This window comes from Rhizobium sp. 16-488-2b, from assembly GCF_017741815.1.
Lineage (GTDB): Bacteria > Pseudomonadota > Alphaproteobacteria > Rhizobiales > Rhizobiaceae > Rhizobium.
Map to the genome: position 1 here is coordinate 70,111 of NZ_JAGHMF010000014.1, position 20,427 is coordinate 90,537.

20 protein-coding genes are annotated in these 20,427 nt (G+C 62.6%); 9 read left to right on the plus strand and 11 right to left on the minus strand.

The annotated features are described in order from the left end of the window. Positions 1 to 38: 38 nt before the first annotated feature. The 3 genes from J5286_RS13575 to J5286_RS13585 are packed head-to-tail and all read right to left on the minus strand — an operon-like array spanning position 39 to position 3,728. Entirely contained in the window at positions 39 to 1,067 is a 1,029-nt protein-coding gene (locus J5286_RS13575; RefSeq protein WP_209190787.1) for an ABC transporter ATP-binding protein, read from the minus strand. Beyond that, the gene (locus tag J5286_RS13580) at positions 1,055 to 2,749 is read right to left on the minus strand and encodes an ABC transporter permease (RefSeq protein ID WP_209190788.1); all 1,695 of its coding nucleotides are present in this window, start codon (positions 2,747 to 2,749) and stop codon (positions 1,055 to 1,057) included. The genes J5286_RS13575 and J5286_RS13580 overlap by 13 nt, the downstream gene beginning before the upstream one ends. A gap of 10 nt (positions 2,750 to 2,759) precedes the next feature. Further along, complete coding sequence (locus J5286_RS13585) at positions 2,760 to 3,728, minus strand: ABC transporter substrate-binding protein (RefSeq protein ID WP_449090027.1); 969 nt, start codon at positions 3,726 to 3,728, stop codon at positions 2,760 to 2,762. 177 nt (positions 3,729 to 3,905) lie between these two features. Here J5286_RS13585 and J5286_RS13590 point away from each other — a divergent pair, with 177 nt between their 5' ends. Continuing rightward, positions 3,906 to 4,964 carry an aldo/keto reductase gene (locus J5286_RS13590; RefSeq protein ID WP_209190789.1) on the plus strand — a complete coding sequence of 353 codons (1,059 nt, stop codon included), beginning with the start codon at positions 3,906 to 3,908 and terminating at the stop codon, positions 4,962 to 4,964. A gap of 19 nt (positions 4,965 to 4,983) precedes the next feature. On the opposite strand, the gene J5286_RS13595 is transcribed toward J5286_RS13590, so the two are convergent. Then, positions 4,984 to 6,207, minus strand: a complete 1,224-nt coding sequence (locus J5286_RS13595) for an aminotransferase-like domain-containing protein (RefSeq protein WP_209190790.1) — start codon at positions 6,205 to 6,207, stop codon at positions 4,984 to 4,986. A 204-nt stretch (positions 6,208 to 6,411) separates the two neighbouring features. Here J5286_RS13595 and J5286_RS13600 point away from each other — a divergent pair, with 204 nt between their 5' ends. Further along, a complete protein-coding gene (locus tag J5286_RS13600) occupies positions 6,412 to 7,512 on the plus strand; it encodes a branched-chain amino acid aminotransferase (RefSeq protein ID WP_209190791.1) in 1,101 nt (366 codons plus the stop codon). Between the two features lie 74 nt (positions 7,513 to 7,586). Here J5286_RS13600 and J5286_RS13605 read toward each other — a convergent pair whose 3' ends face one another. Continuing rightward, positions 7,587 to 8,078 (minus strand): YidB family protein, encoded by a 492-nt coding sequence (locus J5286_RS13605; protein WP_209190792.1) that lies wholly within the window; start codon positions 8,076 to 8,078, stop codon positions 7,587 to 7,589. 143 nt (positions 8,079 to 8,221) lie between these two features. On the opposite strand from J5286_RS13605, the gene J5286_RS13610 reads away from it, so the two are divergent. Further along, positions 8,222 to 8,479, plus strand: coding sequence for a GlsB/YeaQ/YmgE family stress response membrane protein (locus tag J5286_RS13610; RefSeq protein ID WP_065693678.1), 258 nt, complete (start codon positions 8,222 to 8,224; stop codon positions 8,477 to 8,479). 166 nt (positions 8,480 to 8,645) lie between these two features. Here the strand turns inward: J5286_RS13610 and ilvC are convergent, their stop codons facing one another. The 3 genes from ilvC to J5286_RS13625 all read right to left on the minus strand — a co-directional run bounded on the left by ilvC (position 8,646) and on the right by J5286_RS13625 (position 11,402). Then, entirely contained in the window at positions 8,646 to 9,665 is a 1,020-nt protein-coding gene (ilvC, locus tag J5286_RS13615; RefSeq protein ID WP_018900336.1) for a ketol-acid reductoisomerase, read from the minus strand. Positions 9,666 to 9,725: 60 nt separating this feature from the next. Further along, positions 9,726 to 10,379, minus strand: coding sequence for a TetR/AcrR family transcriptional regulator C-terminal domain-containing protein (locus J5286_RS13620; RefSeq protein ID WP_037178795.1), 654 nt, complete (start codon positions 10,377 to 10,379; stop codon positions 9,726 to 9,728). Between the two features lie 120 nt (positions 10,380 to 10,499). After that, entirely contained in the window at positions 10,500 to 11,402 is a 903-nt protein-coding gene (locus J5286_RS13625; RefSeq protein WP_209190793.1) for an AraC family transcriptional regulator, read from the minus strand. A gap of 219 nt (positions 11,403 to 11,621) precedes the next feature. Between J5286_RS13625 and J5286_RS13630 the strand changes: the two genes are divergently transcribed. Further along, the gene (locus J5286_RS13630) at positions 11,622 to 12,668 is read left to right on the plus strand and encodes an NAD(P)-dependent alcohol dehydrogenase (protein ID WP_209190794.1); all 1,047 of its coding nucleotides are present in this window, start codon (positions 11,622 to 11,624) and stop codon (positions 12,666 to 12,668) included. 152 nt (positions 12,669 to 12,820) lie between these two features. On the opposite strand, the gene J5286_RS13635 is transcribed toward J5286_RS13630, so the two are convergent. Next, on the minus strand, positions 12,821 to 14,083 hold the full coding sequence (locus J5286_RS13635; RefSeq protein ID WP_209215355.1) for an NAD(P)/FAD-dependent oxidoreductase: 1,263 nt from the start codon (positions 14,081 to 14,083) through the stop codon (positions 12,821 to 12,823). A 284-nt stretch (positions 14,084 to 14,367) separates the two neighbouring features. Here J5286_RS13635 and J5286_RS13640 point away from each other — a divergent pair, with 284 nt between their 5' ends. From J5286_RS13640 to J5286_RS13655, 4 genes are all read left to right on the plus strand, one after another. Next, the gene (locus J5286_RS13640; protein WP_209190796.1) at positions 14,368 to 15,084 is read left to right on the plus strand and encodes an aspartate/glutamate racemase family protein; all 717 of its coding nucleotides are present in this window, start codon (positions 14,368 to 14,370) and stop codon (positions 15,082 to 15,084) included. Positions 15,085 to 15,151: 67 nt separating this feature from the next. Further along, the gene (locus J5286_RS13645) at positions 15,152 to 16,069 is read left to right on the plus strand and encodes a bifunctional helix-turn-helix transcriptional regulator/GNAT family N-acetyltransferase (protein ID WP_209190797.1); all 918 of its coding nucleotides are present in this window, start codon (positions 15,152 to 15,154) and stop codon (positions 16,067 to 16,069) included. Between the two features lie 66 nt (positions 16,070 to 16,135). Further along, a complete protein-coding gene (locus J5286_RS13650; protein WP_209190798.1) occupies positions 16,136 to 16,753 on the plus strand; it encodes a TetR/AcrR family transcriptional regulator in 618 nt (205 codons plus the stop codon). A gap of 73 nt (positions 16,754 to 16,826) precedes the next feature. Continuing rightward, positions 16,827 to 18,038 (plus strand): MFS transporter, encoded by a 1,212-nt coding sequence (locus J5286_RS13655; RefSeq protein ID WP_209190799.1) that lies wholly within the window; start codon positions 16,827 to 16,829, stop codon positions 18,036 to 18,038. A 53-nt stretch (positions 18,039 to 18,091) separates the two neighbouring features. On the opposite strand, the gene J5286_RS13660 is transcribed toward J5286_RS13655, so the two are convergent. Next, positions 18,092 to 18,511 (minus strand): winged helix-turn-helix transcriptional regulator, encoded by a 420-nt coding sequence (locus tag J5286_RS13660; RefSeq protein WP_018900326.1) that lies wholly within the window; start codon positions 18,509 to 18,511, stop codon positions 18,092 to 18,094. 123 nt (positions 18,512 to 18,634) lie between these two features. Between J5286_RS13660 and J5286_RS13665 the strand changes: the two genes are divergently transcribed. Further along, complete coding sequence (locus J5286_RS13665) at positions 18,635 to 19,522, plus strand: SDR family oxidoreductase (protein ID WP_209190800.1); 888 nt, start codon at positions 18,635 to 18,637, stop codon at positions 19,520 to 19,522. Positions 19,523 to 19,590: 68 nt separating this feature from the next. Here J5286_RS13665 and J5286_RS13670 read toward each other — a convergent pair whose 3' ends face one another. Then, positions 19,591 to 20,343: a pyridoxine 5'-phosphate synthase gene (locus J5286_RS13670; protein WP_209190801.1), complete on the minus strand. Its 753-nt coding sequence runs from the start codon at positions 20,341 to 20,343 to the stop codon at positions 19,591 to 19,593. Positions 20,344 to 20,427 lie beyond the last annotated feature (84 nt).

The following is a 20,427-nucleotide window of genomic DNA, read 5'->3' on the forward strand; positions in this document are numbered from 1 at the left end:
AGCCAGCAAATCCCGCTTCGGAAAGCCCGCTTCGCCGATCATAGCCGCCAGGCGCCGCGCACGATGGCCCGGACGTCATCGCCGATAGCTAGCTTCGACCGGCTGAAAGCCCTGAGGATCTGTCCATCCGCAAGCCTGAGCCGGGCCGCGTAGCGCTCGCCCTCGTAGAGCACCGATTCGACCGTCGCCGCGATCCCCTCGCCGCCGAGAATGACGTCTTCCTGCCGCACCAGAATATCAGACCGCGAGGCCGAACCACCCTCACACGCAAACAACGGCTCGACCGCCGCCCAATCCAGTTGCCTGACGTCACCATCAGGGGACGTCAGCGAAACGATCGCGCCACGGCCGATCAACCCGCCGACGACGCGCCCTTCAGGCCGCGCATAGATCTCGTCCGGCGGCGCCACCTGCAGCAGCTGTCCTTCCGACATCACCGCGACATCGGTCGCCAGCGCCATCGCCTCGCTCTGGTCGTGGGTGACATAGACCATCGTCGCGCCAGAACGCTGGTGGAACTCGCGAAACGTCTCCTCCATCTCCTGCTTCAGGTGCCGGTCGAGATTGGCGAGCGGTTCGTCGAGCAGCACCACGTCGGGCGACGTCACGAGGCAGCGCGCCAAAGCCACGCGCTGCCGCTGCCCACCGGAGAGATCGGCCGGCCGCCGCTCCGCATAGGCTTCGAGCCTGACGGTCGACAGCGCCTCTCCCACCTTTTTACGATAGGCCTCGCCCGAGATCCCGCGCACCTTAAGGGGATAACCGACATTGTCGGCAACGCTCATATGCGGCCAGAGAGCGTATGACTGGAACACCATCGCCATGTTGCGCTTTTCCGGCGGCACCGATTGCGAGGCATCGGCGAGCAGCCGTTCGCCGAGATGGATCGAACCATCAGTCGGCGTCTCGAAACCGGCGATCATTCTGAGCACCGTCGTCTTGCCGCAGCCGGACGGACCGAGCAGCGCCAGGAAGCCGCCCTCGCGCACGTCGATCGAAAGGTTGGAGACGGCGGCGCGGCCGGTGCCGAAATCCTTGGCGACGCGATTGAGGATCAGTTTCGCCACGGCACAACTCCCTTCGGCAGCCGCTTTGCCATCAGTTCCAGAAGCAGCATCATGAAAACGACCATGAGAACGACGAGCACCGACAGCGCCGAAGCGAGATCGGAGCTGCCGCTGTCATCGAGATTGTAGATGGCGACGCCAAGCGTCTGCGTGCCCGCCGACCAAAGCAGCGCCGAGATGGTGAGCTCGTTGCAGGCAATCAAAAAGACAAGGATCACCGAGGCCCCGGCCGCCGGCGCAATCAGCGGCACGATGATATCCTTCAGCCGCCGGAAAAACCCCGCCCCCGACAGCCGCGCCGCCTCTTCCAGCGCTGGATCGAGCTGGTGGAAGGCGCTGACCACGGGCTTGAGGCTGACGGCGAAGAAGCTGGAGAGATAAGCGATCAGGATGATCCAGACGGTGCCATAGATGGTGACGTTGATCAGCGGGATCGGCGCGGCAAAGACAAGGATGAACGACACCGCAACGACGATCCCCGGCAGCGAATATGGGATCTCGATAACGCTGGCGACGACGCGCCCAAGCAAATCCCTACGCCGCGTCAGCGCGTAGGCGGCAAGCACGGTCACCACAAGGAGACACAAGGCTGTGCCCGCCGCCAGCGACAGCGAATTGACGAAGGCCGTTCGCGTCACCGCCTGCTTGAACAGGATTTCGGAGAAAGCATGGAACGTCATCGTCTTGAAGGTCAAGGGCACGCCATAGGCCGGCACCAGGGCGCCCGCGAGCAGCGCGAAGAACGGTGCGGCGAGCATGAAGAAGATGACGATCCAGAGCAGCGGCGCAAACAGAAGCTTCCAGTATCCGAGCTCGAAGGTCGCCGTCGCGCCTGAAAGACCGAGCACGCGATAATCGCGCCCGCGCAATGCCCGGTCCTGAATGGCGAGCCCCGCCACCGAGATGATCGCGATGATCGCCGAGAGCAGCGCGACATCGCCGAAGGTCCGGCTGGTGAAGGCCGAGAACTTGGTGAAGATCAGCGTCGGCAGCGTGTAGATCGAGGCCGGGATGCCGAGAATGGCGGGAATGCCGAAATTGCCGGTACAGGACACGAAGGAGATCGCGGCGCCAGCGATGATCCCGGGCAGCGATAGCGGCAGGATGATGTCGCGAAACACCCGGAAGCTCGATGCTCCTGAAAGACGCGCCGCCTCGACCCCGTCGCGCGGCAACGACATCAGGCTCGCCCGCAGAGCCAGATAGACCAGCGGCGCATGCTGCACGCCATAAAGCAGCGCAATGCCGCCGATCGAATAGAGCGGCTGCGGCGAACCCAGCGGCGGCGCGATATGCAGCGCCTTCAGAAGCGGGCTTGACGGCCCCGACATCTGCACCCAGGCAAGTGCCGTCACCTGCGGTGGGATCATCATCGGCAGCACGAAGAGGAAGCTGATCAGCCCCTTGGTCCTGATATCGGTGAGCGTCAGCAGGAAGGCGAAGGCGCAGCCGATCGCGAGCGAGATGATGGTGCCCAGGACGGCCGTGACGAGCGTGTAATAGGTCGCCGACCAGAGCGCGGGATCGGACAAAACCGCTATCGCGCCGCCATTGGCGAGTGCTGCAACACCCGTCATCGCCAGCCGCGCAAGCGGCAGCACGCTGAGAATGAGAACGATCAGAACGATAAAAGGAAACAGCCAGACGGGCTGGCTGTTTCCGGGACGCACATATCCGTACATCGAGATGAGATCAGTTCGAGCCGTAGATGCCTAAGAAGGTCTTCAGGTCGGCATCGGTGTTCTTCAGCGCGGCGGCAGCATTGATCGGCAGCACCTTGATACTGTCGCGTGCCGGGAAGCCTTCCGGAAGCTTCATGCCGTTGCGAGCAGGAATATAGCCGAGCTTGACGAAGCCTTCCTGGCCCTTTTCGGAGAGCACGTAATCGACGAACTTCTTGGCAGCGTCGGCGTTCTTGGCGCTGGCGAGGATGCCGACCGGCTCGGTCACGGCAGATACGCCTTCGCTCGGGAAGACGAACTCGACCGGCGCGCCCTTGGCCTTTTCGCGGATCGGCATGTAGTCGACGATCATGCCATAGGCCTTCTCGCCCGAGGCGACGGCCTTGAGGATGCCGCCGTTACCGCCGGCAGCGGTTGCGCCGTTTGCAGCCAGATCCTTGTAGAAGTCCCAACCGAGGCCATCGACGCCGGCAAGCGTCTGCGCATGGATGAGTGCCGCACCCGAGGTCAGCGGGCTCGGCATGGTGACGAGACCCTTGGCTTCCGGCTTTGTCAGATCCTTCCAGCTCGTCGGCTTCAGCGAAGCGGACGTGTTGTAGATGATGCCTGTCGTGATCAGCTTGGTCGAATAGTAGTAGCCGTCGGCGTCGTAGAGCGCGGCGTCGTAGTTGGCGGCTTCAGGCGACTTGTAGGCCATCAGCTTGCCGGCTTCCTTGAGGCGCTCGAGCGTGACGGTGTCGGCGATCAGGAGAACGTCGGCAACCGGATTGCCGGCCTCGATCTCGGCCTGCAGCTTGGCCATGATCTTCGGCGTGCCGTCGCGCACCCAGTCGACCTTGATATCGGGGTTGGCGGCCATGAAGCCATCGACGGTTGCCTGCGCATCCTCGTTCGGCTGGCTGGTGTAGAGCACCAGGTTTTCGGCGGATGCGGGAATGGCAAACAGGCTTGCAGCGAGAAGTGCCGCGGCGGAAACGATGTCTTCATGGATAGTGCCCCCGGTGATGGAAGGCTCGTTCCTTAGACATCTGGATTAACATGATTGTGACAGTTGCCATTCGTCGGTCACAGTGCCGTGCACCCCTTGACCCGTTCCCCTCACCCCTATCTTCTAGCCCGCGTTTTCATTTTCGATTTCGGGACAGGAGGAAGTCTTATGGAATATCGTCAATTGGGCCGTTCGGGCCTCAGGGTTTCCACGCTCACCATGGGCACCATGACCTTCGGCGGCAAGGGTTGGGCAAAGACCGTGGGTGACCTCGGCGTTTCGGAAGCCCGCCGCCTGGTCGACATGTGCATCGACGCCGGCGTCAACCTGATCGACACGGCCGACGTCTATTCGGCGGGTGCGTCCGAGGAGATCATCGGTGAAATCCTCGGCGGCGTCAGGAAGAACGGCACGCTGATCGCCACCAAGGCCCGCTTCCCGATGGGCGAAGGCCCCAACGACGCCGGCAATTCGCGCTACCATCTGATCAGCGCCTGCGAAGCCAGCCTCAAGCGCATGAAGACCGATGTCATTGACCTATACCAGGTGCACGAATGGGACGGCCAGACGCCGCTAGAGGAAACGCTGGAGGCGCTGGATACGCTCGTGAAGCAGGGCAAGGTCCGTTACGTCGGGTGCTCGAACTTCTCCGGCTGGCACATCATGAAGGCGCTGGGGATCAGCGAGCGCGAGCACCGCGAGCGCTTCGTCAGCCAGCAGATCCACTACACGCTCGAAGCCCGCGACGCCGAATTCGAGCTGCTGCCGATCAGCCTCGATCAGGGGTTGGGCGTGCTCGTCTGGAGCCCGCTCGCCGGCGGTCTTCTCTCGGGCAAGCACCGTCGCAACCAGGCCGCCCCCGAAGGCACCCGCCAGTTCGCCGGCTGGACCGAGCCGCCGATCCGCGACGAGGACCGCCTCTGGAATATCGTGGAAACGCTGGTGTCGGTCGCTGAAAGCCGCAACGTCTCGGCGGCCCAGGTGGCGCTCGCATGGCTGCTTGGTCGCCAGGCGGTGACGTCGGTCATCATCGGTGGACGCACGGAAGCGCAGTTCAAGGATAATCTGGAGGCAGCCGAACTCAAGCTGTCGGCCGAAGAGCGCAAGCGGCTCGACGATGTCAGCCTGCCGCAGCTGCTCTATCCCTACTGGCACCAGCGCAACACCGCCAGCGACAGGCTTGGCGAGGCCGATCTATCCCTGCTCGGCCCGCACCTCAATCAATAACACCGAAACGGTCGGCGGCTCAGTGGCCGCCGATCTCGCCTGCGATCAACTTTCCAAGCCGTGCGATGCCTTCCTCGATCTTCTCTTCGTTGCTCGACGAGAAGCTCATGCGCAAGGTGTTCTCTCCCGAACCATCGGCAAAGAAGGCGCGGCCGGGAACGAAGGCGACCTTGACGGTCTCGATCGATTTCGCGAGCAGCTTCGTTCCGTCCATGCCATCAGGCAGCGTCACCCAGACGAACATCCCGCCCTCCGGCTTCGTCCAACTCACGCCCTCCGGCATATGCTTTGCGAGCGCCGAAAGCATCGCGTCGCGACGCTTGCTGTAGGCAGCCTTGATCTTGGCGACCTGGGCGTCGAAGCCCTTGCGCGCGACCTCGGCAATGGCGATCTGGTTGATCGTCGACGAATGCAGATCGGCTGCCTGCTTCATCAGCACCAGCTTGCGGATAACAGGCGCGTTGGCGACGATGAAACCGACGCGCAGGCCCGGCGCCAGCGTCTTCGAGAACGAGCCGCAGTAGATCGTCCTCGTCTTGTCGATATCGCCCTTCTCGGCGATCTCCAGCGACAGGATCGGCGCGATCGCCTCGCCGTCATAGCGCAGCGACTGGTAGGCCGCGTCCTCGATGATGGCGATGTCCATCTCGTCGGCGAGCTTGATCAGCTTCTGGCGACCCGCCAGATCGACGGTCTCGCCGGTCGGGTTGGAGAAATCGGCGGAGAGATAGGCGAACTTCACCTTGCCACCAGCCTCCTTGGCCTGCGCCTGATAAGAGGCGGGCGTGCGGTTACCGTTGGGCGTCAGCTGGTCGTAGGCCGGCTCATAGGCGTTGAATGCCTGCAGCGCGCCGAGATAGGTCGGCCACGTCACCAGCGCCGTGTCGTTGGGCGAAAGGAACAGCTTGCCGAGATAATCGAGCCCCTGCTGCGAGCCGGAAACGATGAAGACGTTGTCGAGGCCGCAGGCAATCCCGAGCTTGCCCATCTCGCCCACCAGCCATTCGCGCAGCGGCTTGTAACCTTCGCTGACCGAATATTGCAGGGCCGAATTGACCGCCGTGCTGTCGAAGATGTCCGAATAGGCCTGCTTGAACTCCTTGTCCGGGAACAGCGCCGGATCGGGAATTCCGCCCGCGAACGAAATGATATCAGGCTGATCGAGCAGCTTCAGGAGCTCACGAATCTCCGAAGCGCGCATGCGCGACGAGCGGGTTGCAAAGATGTTATCCCAGTTGAGCATGGGTGCGCTTCCTCGTAATTTTTTGTCTTTACTGGACAAGATCACGCAATAAATGATAAGTCAACATTGCTGACCTATTTGTTTGCTACCATGACAATTTTCCGCAATTTTAATCCGAAAACAGGCCAAATCGGCCTTTGCAAAGCACACGCTGCGGCAGTAGTGTCGCCGCCGAAATCCCACAGGCTATGAAGGTGCCAGGAAATGACCGCGTCGTCGAATACTCCCGAAATCAAGATCGAATTCCATACCTCGCCGGTCTCCGACGCGGACCGCACCAAGGCGCTGGAAACGCCCGGCTTCGGCAAGGTCTTCACCGATCACATGGTGTTGGCGAAGTGGACCGCGGACAAGGGCTGGCACGATGCCAAGGTCACGCCGCGCCGCCCGCTGGAACTCGATCCGGCAAGCGCCGTCCTGCACTACGCCCAGGAAATCTTCGAAGGCATGAAGGCCTACAAGGCCGATGATGGCCGCATCCTTCTCTTCCGCCCGGAACAGAACGCCAGCCGCTTCAACCAGTCGGCTGAGCGCATGGCCATGCCGCCGGTTCCCGAAGACCTCTTCCTCAAGGCAGTCGAAGAGCTCGTCCGTATCGACAAGAACTGGATTCCCTCAGGCGACGGCAGCCTCTATCTGCGTCCCTTCATGTTCGCCAACGAGACCTTCCTCGGCGTTCGCCCGGCGCAGGAATATATCTTCTGCGTCATCGCTTCGCCTGTTGGTGCCTACTTCAAGGGCGGCGCCAAGGCCGTATCGCTCTGGGTCGAGACCGAATACACGCGCGCTGCCGCCGGCGGCACGGGTGCCGCCAAATGCGGCGGCAACTATGCAGCCAGCCTCGTCGCCCAGGCGCAGGCTGCCAAGAAGGAATGCGATCAGGTCGTGTTCCTGGATGCGGCCGAGCATCGCTGGGTCGAAGAACTCGGCGGCATGAACGTATTCTTCGTTATGAACGACGGCACCGTCGTCACCCCGCCGCTTGGCGGCACGATCCTGCCGGGCATCACCCGCGCCTCGGTCATCGTTCTCGCGGAAGAAAAGGGCCTCAAGGTCGAGCAGCGCCCCTACTCGTTTGCGGAGTGGCAGGCTGATGCGGCCAGCGGCAAGCTGGTCGAAGCCTTTGCCTGCGGCACCGCTGCCGTGCTTGCCGGCATCGGCCTCGTCCGCCACGCGGGCGGCGAGTTCAAGGTCGGCAACGGTGAGACCGGCAAGCTGACGACGGAACTGCGCAGCGAATTGGTCGGCCTGCAGAAGGGCGTCACCAACGACCAGCGCGGCTGGACCCGCCGCATCATGGCGTAAGCCACCGGATAGATCCGATCACGACGAAAGGCCGGCAAGGTTTTCACCTCAGCCGGCCTTTTCATGTCTGATGATCAGGAGCGCAGAAGTGCCGCGATCTGCGCCTGGCTCGGGATCTGTCCCTGTGGCGTCAGCTTGTCGACCACACCGGGAAGAACCTTGGAAAGCTGGGTCAGCAGTTCCTGCTCGCTGATCCCCGCCTGACGCGCCAGATCGCTGATCGTCTGCGAGCCGAGCGCGCTTTCCAGATTGCCGGGAGCGATCGGCTGGTTCTGCCCAGGCTTCACCCAGGAATCGGCAACCGACCCCTGCCCGGCTTCGGCGAGCTTGCCCAGCAATCCTCCCAAACCGCCGAGACCACCCAGACTGCCCGCCAGCCCGCCGAGATTGCCAAGCAGCCCGCCATCGTCGGCGCCCGCATTCGCTTGCTGGTTCGGCTGCTGTGGCTGTTCCGGCTCGCTCTTGCCACCGGCGCCAAGCAGCTTGCCGACGAGAAGCGCGCCAAGCGCGATCATGATCGGCTTCGAGATGTTCCCACCGGGAACGGCATCATCAAACAATCCCATGTCCTTCTCCTTCGGTGCTGTTTTGAGACGAAGAGCAAAAACACAACATGAGGCCCGACCGAGCCTTGAATTCCGCCACGACAACTTTAGCTGATGCCAAAAGATGGTCGGATTGTCCGCCCATTCAAGGAGGGGAAAACAAGATGTCTGTCATCGGGTGGATTATTCTCGGACTGATCGCCGGCTTCATCGGCAGCAAGATCGTCAACAAGACCGGCTCAGGCATGCTGATGGACATCGTGCTGGGGATCGTCGGCGCCATCGTCGGCGGCGTCATCTTCACCTTCTTCGGCGCCTCCGGCGTCACCGGCTTCAACATCTACAGCCTCGTCGTCGCCGTCATCGGCGCGGTCGTCGTGCTGTGGCTGTATCATGCCGTGAGTGGCCGCAGATCGATCTAGCCTCCTCACATCCCACCAAACGAAAAGGCCGGCGCTTCCGCACCGGCCTCCATATCTGCAATAGCAGAAAAGCTTAGTTGACAGCTTTGTCGATGAGCTTGCTCTTGCCGATCCCCGCGTCGCCGCAGGCGCGCATCAATAAAGATGCACTGGATCGGCAAGCCACTTAGTTCACAGCCTTGTCGACGAGCTTGTTCTTGCCGATCCAAGGCATCATGCCGCGCAGCTTGGCGCCGACTTCTTCGATCGGATGCTCGTCGTTGACGCGGCGGATACCCTTGAAGCGGGCAGCGCCGGCACGGTATTCCTGCATCCAATCCGAGGTGAACTTGCCGGTCTGGATGTCCTTGAGGACACGCTTCATCTCGGCCTTGGTCTCTTCCGTGATGATGCGCGGGCCGGTGACGTATTCGCCCCACTCAGCGGTGTTCGAGATCGAGTAGTTCATGTTGGCGATACCGCCTTCATAGATCAGGTCGACGATGAGCTTCACTTCGTGCAGGCACTCGAAGTAGGCCATTTCAGGCGCGTAGCCAGCTTCCGTCAGCGTTTCGAAGCCGGCGCGGATCAGCTCGACGAGACCGCCGCACAGAACGACCTGTTCGCCGAAGAGGTCGGTTTCGCACTCTTCGCGGAAGTTGGTTTCGATGATGCCCGAACGGCCGCCGCCGACGCCGCAAGCGTAGGAGAGAGCGAGTTCAAGAGCGTTGCCCGAAGCGTTCTGATGAACGGCAACGAGGCAGGGAACGCCGCCGCCCTTCTGGTATTCGCCGCGAACCGTGTGGCCCGGGCCCTTCGGTGCGATCATGACGACGTCGAGCGAAGCCTTCGGCTCGATCAGGCCGAAGTGAACGTTGAGGCCGTGTGCGAATGCGATTGCCGCGCCGTCGCGGATGTTGCCGGCGATGTCGGCCTTGTAGATGTCGGCCTGCAGTTCGTCAGGCGTCGCCATCATGATCAGGTCGCCCCACTTGGCGGCGTCGGCAACGGTCATGACCTTGAAGCCGTCGGCTTCCGCCTTCTTGATGGTCGGCGAACCGGCCTTCAGCGCGATGGCGACGTTGGCAGCACCGCTGTCCTTCAGGTTCAGCGCGTGGGCGCGACCCTGCGAGCCGTAGCCGACGATGACGACGTTCTTGGACTTGATGAGGTTGAGGTCTGCATCACGATCGTAATAGACGCGCATTTGAATTTTCCTTCCCTTTGCTTGTCTTGTGGACTGTCAGTATTCGGTAAAACTTGGTCGTCAGACGACGGCCGGCATGTCGGCCAGCGCCTTCTCCGTCCCGTAAAGCCGGAGGAAGGCGGTCACCGCCTTTTCCGCCTGGCGCGCGGTATCCGTAACGCCCGTGGTATCCCCGAGCAGCATGCGCACATGCAGGTCGGAAACGATCAGGCCGTAAAGTGTGTGATAGGCTTCGTCGGCATCGTTGAAGCGCAGCAGCCCTGCCCGCTTGCCGGAATCGATGAGCCCCATGGCGCGGCGGTCGATCTGCCGGCGGCCGCGCTCGAGCAAAAGCTTACCGAGCTTCGAGCCGTCGCGCGGCGACTGGCCGATCGCCAGCCGGTTCAGCGCCAGCGACACGTCACCCGCCAGAACCTCCAGCAGATCACGCGAGAAAATCACGAGATGGTCATGCAGGCTGGCCGATGTCAGCCGCTCGCCGTTGCGCTCGAAGGTGCGCACCTTACTCGCCTGGTAAGCGATCATCGCCGACAGCAGGCCGTCGCGGTCGCCAAACCACTTGTAGAGGCTTTCCTTGGAGCAGTTGGCCGCGCGCGCGACGCCCGACGTCGTCAGCGCCTTTTCGCCGCCATCGACGAGCAACCGCAGCGCCTGCTCCAGAACGGCGTTCTGGCGCGGCGAGAATTCGCTGGGCTCCAAGTTTTCGACAGACACGGCATTCGCTCCCGATAAGTACCGTACGGTACGGTTCGTGAGCGCTTATCGCCCAGAAGCACTCTCTCGTCAAGAGCCCGCAAAAGGCAGAAGCATAAATTTTCGGCGTGCCGCGCTCGTTTATTCGGCAGCGTTCAGCACCGCATCCACATCGCGCGCCGGCGACATGCCGTATAGACGGCTATATTCGCGGCTGAACTGTGACTGGCTCTGATATCCGACGCGGTGCCCGGCGGTGCCGGCATCCAGCCGCTCGATCAGCATAAGACGCCGCGCTTCGTGCAGCCGGATCTGCTTCTGATACTGCACCGGCGTCATCGCCGTGATCGACTTGAAGTGATGATGGAACGACGAGACGCTCATGTTGACGTGCTCGGCCAGTTCCTCGATGCGCAGCGTCCGCGAGAAATTCTCGCGCAGCCAGGCGATCGCGCGGGCGATCCGGTTGCCCTGGCTGTCGGCGATCGCGATATCGATCAGCTGGTCGCCCGCAGGTCCCGTGAGGATACGATAGAGGATTTCTTGTTCGATCAGCGGCGCCATCGCCGCGATATCCGCTGGACTATCAAGCAAGCGCAGCAGCCGCACGGCCGCATCGAGAAGCTCCGGCGTCGCGGCATTGACGACGATGCCGCGCTGGCCGGATGGTGGCGTCGCGCTGCGCTGTATGGTCGAGCGACTGAGCAGATGGAGCAGCTTTTCGCTGTTGATCGCAAGCGTGATGCAAAGATGCGGAACCTCGGCGCTCGCCTCCACCACGCGCCATGCGACCGGCAGGTCGACCGACGTCAGCAGATAGTCACCCGCCCCGTAGTTGATCGTATCGGTCCCGAGCTGCAGGCTTTTGGCGCCTTGAATAACCATGGCGAAACACGGGCGATAGCTGCCGTGACAAGGCGCGCTCGGCGTCGTGCGGCGGCTGATCCCCAGCCCCTCGATCCCCGTCTGCACTTCCCCGTCGCCGAGCGCGAAGCGGCCCGCGATCGACGCGATCTCCTGGTAGCGGTTGAACAGCATTGTCATCAGTCGCACTTTCCGGTGAGAACGGCTTGCCTGTCGTTTGGACTGTTTATCTAGGATGGATTTGCATCGCCGCAAATACCGCTCTCTTTCACTTTTGCAGGCTCCAACCACTTTTGCAGGATCGTGCAAGAACACGAGAGGATCACTCTAACGCTGGGTGCCGTCTCTGGCGCATAAGGGCACCATCCCTTTCCACCCCGCCAAAGAAGGATACTTCCCATGCCAATCGCAAGAGGCTACGCCGCTACCGATGCATCCAAGCCGCTGACGCCGTTCACCTTCGAACGTCGGGACCCGAACGCGGATGACGTCGTCATCGACATCAAGTACGCCGGCATCTGCCACTCCGACATTCACACCGTTCGCAACGAATGGAAGAATGCCGTCTACCCGATCGTGCCGGGCCACGAAATCGCCGGCGTCGTTTCGGCCGTCGGCGCCAATGTCACCAAGTTCAAGGTCGGCGATCACGTCGGCGTCGGCTGCTTCGTCGACAGCTGCGTCGGCTGCGCAACCCGCGACCTCGACAATGAGCAGTACATGCCGGGCCTCGTCGGCACCTACAACAGCGTCGATCGCGACGGCAAGACGGCAACGCAGGGCGGCTACTCCGACTCGATCGTCGTCAAGGAAGACTACGTCCTGTCGATCCCCGGCAACCTGCCGCTCGACGCCTCCGCGCCGCTTCTGTGCGCCGGTATCACCCTCTACTCGCCGCTGAAGCACTGGAATGCCGGCCCCGGCAAGAAGGTCGCCATCGTCGGTATGGGCGGCCTCGGCCACATGGGCGTCAAGCTCGGCGCCGCCATGGGCGCTGATATCACCGTCCTCTCGCAGTCGCTGTCGAAGAAGGAAGACGGCCTGAAGCTCGGCGCCAAGGAATACTACGCGACGTCTGATGCCTCGACCTTCGAAAAGCTCGCAGGCACCTTCGATCTGATCCTGTGCACCGTTTCCGCCGAGATCGATTGGAATGCCTACCTGAACCTGCTCAAGGTCAACGGTGCGATGGTCCTGCTCGGCATTCCGGAAAATCCCGTCCCGGTTCACGCCTTCTCGCTCGTTCCCGCCCGCCGTACGCTGGCCGGCTCGATGATCGGCTCGATCAAGGAAACCCAGGAAATGCTGGACTTCTGCGGCGAGCACAACATTGTCTCGGAAATCGAGAAGATCAACATCCAGGACGTCAACGAAGCCTACGAGCGCGTTCTGAAGAGCGACGTTCGCTACCGCTTCGTCATCGACATCGCCTCGCTGGCAGCCTGATCGAACGAATAGCGGGTTCGCCCGCCTTATCACCAGAATACCGAAGCCCCCGTCACCTGGCGGGGGCTTTTTCGTGGATGTAAAAGTAAACAGAAAAGCCCCCGGTTCGCACCGGAGGCTTTCGAATGGTCGTCGCGGCAGCCCGACAAGACTTACTTTTCGTCCGCGATGGTCTCGCGCTGCGTGATCAGGCGGGCGCTGTGCTGGCCGCTGAGGAAGATCCACAGCCAGCTCCAGGCGACCGAAAAGCGCGAACGGGTGCCGATGAGGAAGTAGATGTGGGCGATGCCCCAGATCCACCAGGCGAGCCCGCCTTTGAGCTTGATCTTGCCGAAATCAGCGATTGCCGCGCTCCGGCCGATCGTCGCCAAGCTGCCCTGGTGCTTGTACTTGAAGACCGGCGGCGTCTTGCCCTTCATCCGTGCGTGAATGACCTTGGCGACGAAGGCGCCCTGCTGCTTGGCGGCAGGTGCGACACCCGGCACCGGCGCGCCGCTCTCCTGCATCACCGAAGCGGTATCGCCAATAACGAAGACGTCGGGCAGGCCTGGCGCCGTCAAATCCTTCTCGACGATCGCGCGGCCGGCGCGGTCCGCCTGGATGCCCAGCCACTTCGCGGCCGGCGACGCCTGAACGCCGGCAGCCCAGCTGATCGTCCGGCTCGGGATGAACTCCTCGCCGATCTGCACACCTTCCGCCGTGCACTCGGTGACCGGCTTTCCAAGCCGTACCTCGACGCCAAGATCGTTGAGCGCCTTCAAGGCATATTCGGACAGTTCGGGCACGAAGGTCGGCAGGACCCGCGGTCCGGCTTGCACGAGGATGACTTTTGCCTTGCGCGTATCGATATTGCGGAACTCTCTCGGCAGCGTCTTGTGCGCCAGTTCAGCGATGATGCCCGCAAGCTCCACGCCGGTCGGGCCGGCGCCGATGATGATGAACGTCAGGCATGCATCGCGCTCGGCCGGATCGCGTGCCGTCTCTGCCCTTTCAAAGGCCAGAAGCACGCGGCGGCGGATCGTCGTTGCATCCTCGAGGGTCTTCAGGCCCTGCGCAACCGGCGCCCAGTCGTCGCGGCCGAAATATGCATGGGTCGCACCCGTGGCGAGCACCAGCGTGTCGTATTGCAGGACGTTGCCATCGCGCAGCTTTACCGACTTCGTGCCGGTATCGACGCCCGAGACATCGCCAAGCAGGGTCGTCACTTCGGGGCGGTCACCATAGAGATGGCGGATCGGCCAGGCGATCTCGGAGGTCGACAAAATCGTTGTGGCGACTTGGTATAGCAGGGGCTGGAACAGATGGTGATTGCGCCGATCGACGAGCGTAATGCGGACACCAGCGCCTTTAAGGTCGTTTACGAGTTGCAGCCCTCCGAAGCCTCCTCCAACAACGACGACGTGATGATCAGCCATAGGTTACCCTTTTGGTAATTTGCATAAGAATTGACCAATGTCATCTTAACTACCCCCTGTTCAACCACTGTTTCAGCATAGCTAACCTGCGTTGGCGGGCCTGCGACCAATCAGCGCGCGGGCCGACGCGGCGACATCTGCGATCCCAAATGCGGCATTTGCCCAGGCAAAAGAACGGGATCGGCTGGCAATTTCGCCCGTTATTTGCATGATGCTCCGCGAAGCGGGAGACCGCCAGAAGAACGCGCGTCGCAAAGACGCGGGAGCAGCAGGAGGAATATCGAATGCGGACAATCGGCCTGATCGGTGGCATGAGCTTTGAGAGCTCCGCCGTCTACTATCGCCTGATCAACGAAATGGTTCGCGACCGCCTCGGCGGCTTCGCCTCCGCCGAACTGCTGATGCATTCCGTGAATTTCGAAGAGATCGTCGCGATGCAGAAGGCCGGCGATTGGGAAGCCGCCGGCAAACGGCTCGGCGACGTAGCAGCACGCCTGCAATCGGCCGGCGCCGAATGCGTCCTGATCTGCACCAACACCATGCACCTCGTCGCCGGCCCCGTCGCCGACCGCATCACTATCCCGCTGCTCCACATCATCGATGAAACCGCGGCAGCGCTGAAGGCCGCCGGATGCCATCGCCCGCTCCTGCTCGCCACGCGCTACACGATGGAGCACGGCTTCTATACCGACCGCGTGAGAAGCCTCGGGCTCGACATCATGGTGCCGGATCAGGGCGACCGCACGACAGTCCACGACATCATCTTCAACGAGCTCTGCGCCGGGCAAATTCTCGATAGCTCCCGCCAGACGCTTTTCGAGATCATCGAGCGCGAACGCGCCAAGGGCGCCGACAGCATCATCCTCGGCTGCACCGAGATCTGCCTGATCCTCGACCCCGACAATCTGCCCCTGCCCGGCTTCGATACCACTAAGATCCACGCCAAAGCCGCCGTCGACTTCGCCCTGGGCGATCAAGCCACACAAAAAGCGGTCGCTTAGACCCAACAATTTAGTTGACTCAGTCAATCAATTAGAGGACACGGTCACCCAGCAGGAGACCTGATCCATGTCCGATTCCGCCCTTATCGACGCAGCCCGTGATTTCAACCGCTTCTACACCAACTTCCTGGGGGTCCTGAACAAGGCCTATCTCGACACCCAGTTCACGCTGACCGACGCGCGCGTCCTCTTCGAAGTAGGTTCGCAGGAACACGTCAGCGCTGTGGCTTTGGTCCGCGACCTGCACCTCGACCCTGCCTATCTCAGCCGTATCCTGAAGCGCTTCAAGGCCGAAGGTTTGATGGAGACGACGCCTGATCCCGACGATCGGCGCAGCCAGCTTATCTCCGTCACCGACCAGGGACGCGTGCAATTCCAGGAACTCGTCAACCGCTCCAATGCCCAGATCGCCGGACGCTTCGACAAGCTGGCATCAGGCGAACCGCAGAACGTTGTCGCGGCGATGAAGACGATCCGCTCCCTGCTCGACCCCGAAGCCGCGATGCCGCCCCTGGTCATCCGCCCTCACCGCGCCGGCGACATCGGCTGGATCGTGGAGAGCCAGGCAAAGTTCTACAGCGAGGAATACGGCTGGGACATGCGCTTCGAGGGCCTTGTCGCCGAAGTCGCGGGACGCTTCCTCACCAATTTCGATCCGGCCATGGAATACGGCTGGATCGCGGAACGCGGCGGCGTCAACATCGGCTCGATCCTGATCACCAACGGCGGCGACGGCATCGCCAAGCTGCGGCTCCTCTATATCGACAAATCGGCACGCGGGCTCGGCCTCGGAAAGACATTGGTCGACGAATGCATCCGCTTCGCGAGAGCCAAGGGATACCGGCAGATCTCGCTCTGGACCAACGATATCCTGTCTACCGCGCGCACCATCTACGTAAAGGCTGGCTTCCAGCTCGTATCCGAGGAGAAGCACCGCATGTTCGGCCCCGAGCTCAACGGGCAGACCTGGGTTCTCGATCTTTAGACTAAATTGCGAAACAGCAAGTTTTCGGCTTGATTTGGAAACGATCATTTCCTAATCAGTCGATCCATGACCACGCACGCACTCATCGACACCAGCCGAGCGCGCGGACGCCCGCGTGAATTCGATATGGACGCAGCGCTTGGCAAGGCGCTCGACGTCTTTTCCGAGCGCGGCTACCACGCCGCCTCCATCAGCGAACTGACCGAGGCGATGCAGCTGACCTCGGGCAGCGTCTACAAGGCGTTCAAGGACAAGCGCGGCATCTTCCTCGCCGCCTTCGACCGCTATAGGCGAATCCGCCGCGCCCTGCTCGAAGCCCGCCTGAAGGAGGCCGCCACCGGCCGCGACAAGGTCCGCGAGCTTCTGAGCTCCTACGCATCGTCTTCGCATGGTGCGTCCGGCACGCGGGGATGCCTCGTGGTCGGCAGCGCCAACGAGCTCGCGATCTTCGACGAGGAGGCCGCGCAACGCGTCTCCGATGCCTTCGATGCCAATGAAGCGCACCTGATTGAACTTATCCGCCTCGGCCAGAGCGACGGTTCCATTTCCGCCACGCTCGATGTCGAAGCCACGGCGCGCACCCTGCTTTGCCTGACCGCCGGCATGCGCATCGTCGGCAAGACCGGCCGCACCGCGCCCGATATGGACGCAGTCGCCCGCGACGCGATGAAGCTTCTGACCTGATTGTTTTCCCAAGAGCGCGCAAAACCGCGCTCGCAACCACCTGTACTATCCGTTTGCCCCACCGGAGCCCAGCATGAGCCTTTCGTCCACCACACCTGAGACCGTTGCAGCGCCAACGATCTCGCCTTTGATGACATTTCTTTTCGCCGCCGCCTGCGGGCTCGTGGCCGCCAATCTCTATTATGGCCAGCCGCTCGCCGGTCCGATCAGCGCCTCGCTCGGCTTCAGCCCGGCCGCCACCGGCCTGATCGTCACGCTGACGCAGATCGGCTATGGCCTCGGCCTGCTTTTGATCGTGCCGCTCGGCGACCTCATGGAAAACCGCAAGCTGGTCCTCACTTTGGTGCTCATGTCGGCCGTGGCGCTTGTCGGCGCTGCGCTGTCCACCACACCCACCCTGTTCCTCACCGCCTCGCTCTGTATCGGCATGGGCTCGGTCGCCGTTCAGGTGCTCGTGCCCTTCGCCGCCAACATGGCGCCCGATGCCTCGCGCGGCCGCGTCGTGGGCAATGTCATGAGCGGGCTGCTCTGCGGCATCATGCTCGCCCGCCCGGTCGCAAGCTTCCTCGCCGAGGCCACATCCTGGCATGTCGTCTACTATGCGTCGGCCGTCGTCATGATCCTGCTCGCCGCCATCCTGCGCGTCCAGCTGCCAGTCCGCACCCCGCACACGCGGCTGAGCTACGGCGCGCTGCTCGCCTCCATGGCGCATCTCGCCCTGCATTCCCGCGTCCTCCAGCGCCGCGCGCTCTATCAGGCCGGCATGTTCGGCGCCTTCAGCCTGTTCTGGACGACGACGCCGCTTCTGCTCGCCAGCCCCGCCTTCGGCCTGACGCAGAACGGCATCGCGCTCTTCGCGCTTGCCGGTGCCGCGGGCGCCATCGCATCGCCGATCGCCGGCCGCCTCGCCGACCGCGGCCTCACCAAGATCGCATCGACCATCGCCATGCTCTGCGGCATCATCGCCTTCCTGATCAGCCACTTCGCGACCGATGGTTCAGCACTCGCGCTGACCCTGCTGACGGCAGCCGCGATCATTCTCGATTTCGGGGTAACGACCAACCTCGTGGTCGGCCAGAGGGCGATCTACGCGATCAGCCCGGAGCATCGCAGCCGCCTCAACGGCCTCTTCATGGCAACCTTCTTCGCCGGCGGCGCGCTTGGCTCTGCCATCGGCGGCTGGGCGTTCGCGACGGGTGGCTGGACGCTGACTGCCTGGATCGGCCTCTGCTTCCCCAGCCTCGCCTTCCTGCTTTTCCTCACCGAAGGGCTGCGCAAGCGCTGATCAGTATCGGGAACGGCGTGACGCTTTACTCCGCGCCCAGAGGCACGCAAGCGTCACGCACCCGATGCGTCGAACTTGACCCGGGCGGAGCGAACGGCCTCATGGTTGTTCTCCGCCCAATTCAACAGCAGTGCCAGCGTCTGGTAGAGGGAATTGCCGAGATCCGTCATCCGGTACTCGACGCTCGGCGGCTTCGTCGGAAACACTTCGCGCTCGATATAGCCGTCGCGCTGCAGGTCGCGCAGCGTCTGCGTCAGCATGCGCTGTGAAATATCCGGGATCATCCGGCGAAGTTCGCCGAAACGATAAGGCTGCTGCGACAGCGCCTCCAGCATCAGCGTCGACCACTTGCCGCCGATCTGCTGCATCATGTCCCGCACCGGGCAATTGTTGAAATCGAGCTTGGAGAGATCGACCTCGTTCCGCACGCGCGGCTCGGCCTTGCTCTTCAGGTTGACGACGGTGCCGGCCATGCTGATGGTTCCCTTTTGGTAACTTACGGCGCAAAAACTGCCTTCTTTACAGTTGTCGGTCAATCCCTATTTTAGCCCTAGTCTCTTTTCGAGACCAGCAATCGAACCTAGAGGTTTACACACATGAGCGAAACGATCCTCATCACCGGTGCCGCCGGCCAGCTTGGCCAGCGCGTCATCCATCACCTGCTCGAGACCTACAAGGTTCCCGCGGCCAACCTGATCGCCGCCAGCCGCGACACCTCCAAGCTGGCTGACCTTGCCGCCAAGGGCGTCCAGACCCGCAAGGCCGATTTCGATGATGCCGCCTCACTGGAGGCCGCCTTCAAGGGCGCCGACCGCGCGCTCATCATCAGCACCGACGCGCTCGCCGTTCCCGGCCAGCGCCTGAAGCAGCACACGACGGCCGTCGCCGCTGCCGTCAAGGCCGGCGTCAAGCACATCGCCTACACCTCGATGCCGTCCCCCGACAAATCGCTCGTGACCTTCGCGCCAGACCATCTCGGCACCGAAAACGCCGTCAAGGCAAGCGGCCTGCCCTACACGATCATCCGCAACGCTTGGTATCTCGACAATTACATGCATTCCATGCCGCACAATCTTCAGGGCGGCAGCTGGTACACGGCATCGGGCGACGGCAAGGTTCCGAACATCTCGCGTGACGATTGCGCGCTTGCAGCCGCCGCGGCCCTCGCATCGGGCACCAAGGACAGCGCCACCTACACGCTGACGGGCGCGCAGTCGCTTTCCGCCGATGAGATCGCCGCCGCGATCTCGCAAGCCGCCGGCAAGCCGCTCGCCGCCGTGAAGGTGACCGACGACCAGCTGCGCCAGGGCCTGCTCGGCGCCGGTCTTCCCGATTTTGTCGCTGACATGCTGGTTTCGGCCGACGCCAATGTCCGCGCCGGCAATTTCGATCACGTGACCGAGGACTTCACCAAGCTGACTGGCAAGCAGCCGCAGTCGCTGAAGGACTACTTCGTGGCCAACAAGGCAGCGCTCGTCGCCTGACAGCGCTCTCCCTGAAGCCACAACCCGCTCCGCACCACCGGAGCGGGTTTTTGTTTGTCTGGCTAGGCTTAGATCTTCTGGCCGCAGGCGCGGCAGAAGCGGCGCACGGTCTCCGCCATGCCGAACTCCAGCGCATCCGCCGTCAGCCCGTGGCCGATCGAGACTTCCGCAAGCTTCGGGATGCGCTTGACCAGCGGCGGCAGATTGGCAACGGTCAGATCATGGCCGGCGTTGACACCGAGCCCGATCGCCAGCGCCGCATCGGCCGTCTTGCCGAGCGCCTCGAGGATCGGCCCCACCCGCTCCGGCGCGTCATAACAACCGCCGTAGGGGCCGGTGTAGAGCTCGATCCGATCAGCGCCGACCGCCTTGGCAATCGCCACCGCCTCCTCGTCCCCGTCCCCATCAGCAAACAGCGATACGCGCGTGCCCATCTTCTTCAGCCGCGCGATCACATCGGTCAGCAGTTCACGGTCCTTGCGGAAGTCCCAGCCGTGATCAGACGTCGCCTGTGAGGGATGATCCGGCACCAGCGTCACCTGCTCGGGCGCGGCCTTTACGCAGAGGTCTAGGAACTCGTCCGTCGGATAGCCCTCGATATTGAACTCGGCTTCCGGAAACTCGTCGTCAACAAGGTTGCGAATAACAGGGAGATCGGAAAACCGGATGTGCCGTTCGTCGGGGCGTGGATGAACCGTCAGCCCGCTCGCGCCCGATTTGAGCGCGATGCGCCCCAGCGCCTCGACGCTCGGCCACGGCAGGTCGCGGCGATTGCGCAGCATGGCGATGGCGTTGAGATTGACGGAAAGCGTGGTGGGCATGGCGAGTTTCCATTCAATGAAAGAAGCTGCCCCGCTTTTAAGCCAAGGACGCCGTCGCGGCCAACGAGATTCGTGCATGATTGC

Bases quoted from the DNA above. Each gene is read 5' to 3' on its own strand.
- J5286_RS13580 (WP_209190788.1), bottom strand. From the start codon at position 2,749: ATGTACGGATATGTGCGTCCCGGAAACAGCCAGCCCGTCTGGCTGTTT.
- J5286_RS13590 (WP_209190789.1), top strand. From the start codon at position 3,906: ATGGAATATCGTCAATTGGGCCGTTCGGGCCTCAGGGTTTCCACGCTC.
- J5286_RS13595 (WP_209190790.1), bottom strand. From the start codon at position 6,207: ATGCTCAACTGGGATAACATCTTTGCAACCCGCTCGTCGCGCATGCGC.
- J5286_RS13600 (WP_209190791.1), top strand. From the start codon at position 6,412: ATGACCGCGTCGTCGAATACTCCCGAAATCAAGATCGAATTCCATACC.
- J5286_RS13605 (WP_209190792.1), bottom strand. From the start codon at position 8,078: ATGGGATTGTTTGATGATGCCGTTCCCGGTGGGAACATCTCGAAGCCG.
- J5286_RS13610 (WP_065693678.1), top strand. From the start codon at position 8,222: ATGTCTGTCATCGGGTGGATTATTCTCGGACTGATCGCCGGCTTCATC.
- ilvC (WP_018900336.1), bottom strand. From the start codon at position 9,665: ATGCGCGTCTATTACGATCGTGATGCAGACCTCAACCTCATCAAGTCC.
- J5286_RS13625 (WP_209190793.1), bottom strand. From the start codon at position 11,402: ATGACAATGCTGTTCAACCGCTACCAGGAGATCGCGTCGATCGCGGGC.
- J5286_RS13630 (WP_209190794.1), top strand. From the start codon at position 11,622: ATGCCAATCGCAAGAGGCTACGCCGCTACCGATGCATCCAAGCCGCTG.
- J5286_RS13635 (WP_209215355.1), bottom strand. From the start codon at position 14,083: ATGGCTGATCATCACGTCGTCGTTGTTGGAGGAGGCTTCGGAGGGCTG.
- J5286_RS13640 (WP_209190796.1), top strand. From the start codon at position 14,368: ATGCGGACAATCGGCCTGATCGGTGGCATGAGCTTTGAGAGCTCCGCC.
- J5286_RS13645 (WP_209190797.1), top strand. From the start codon at position 15,152: ATGTCCGATTCCGCCCTTATCGACGCAGCCCGTGATTTCAACCGCTTC.
- J5286_RS13650 (WP_209190798.1), top strand. From the start codon at position 16,136: ATGACCACGCACGCACTCATCGACACCAGCCGAGCGCGCGGACGCCCG.
- J5286_RS13655 (WP_209190799.1), top strand. From the start codon at position 16,827: ATGAGCCTTTCGTCCACCACACCTGAGACCGTTGCAGCGCCAACGATC.
- J5286_RS13660 (WP_018900326.1), bottom strand. From the start codon at position 18,511: ATGGCCGGCACCGTCGTCAACCTGAAGAGCAAGGCCGAGCCGCGCGTG.
- J5286_RS13665 (WP_209190800.1), top strand. From the start codon at position 18,635: ATGAGCGAAACGATCCTCATCACCGGTGCCGCCGGCCAGCTTGGCCAG.
- J5286_RS13670 (WP_209190801.1), bottom strand. From the start codon at position 20,343: ATGCCCACCACGCTTTCCGTCAATCTCAACGCCATCGCCATGCTGCGC.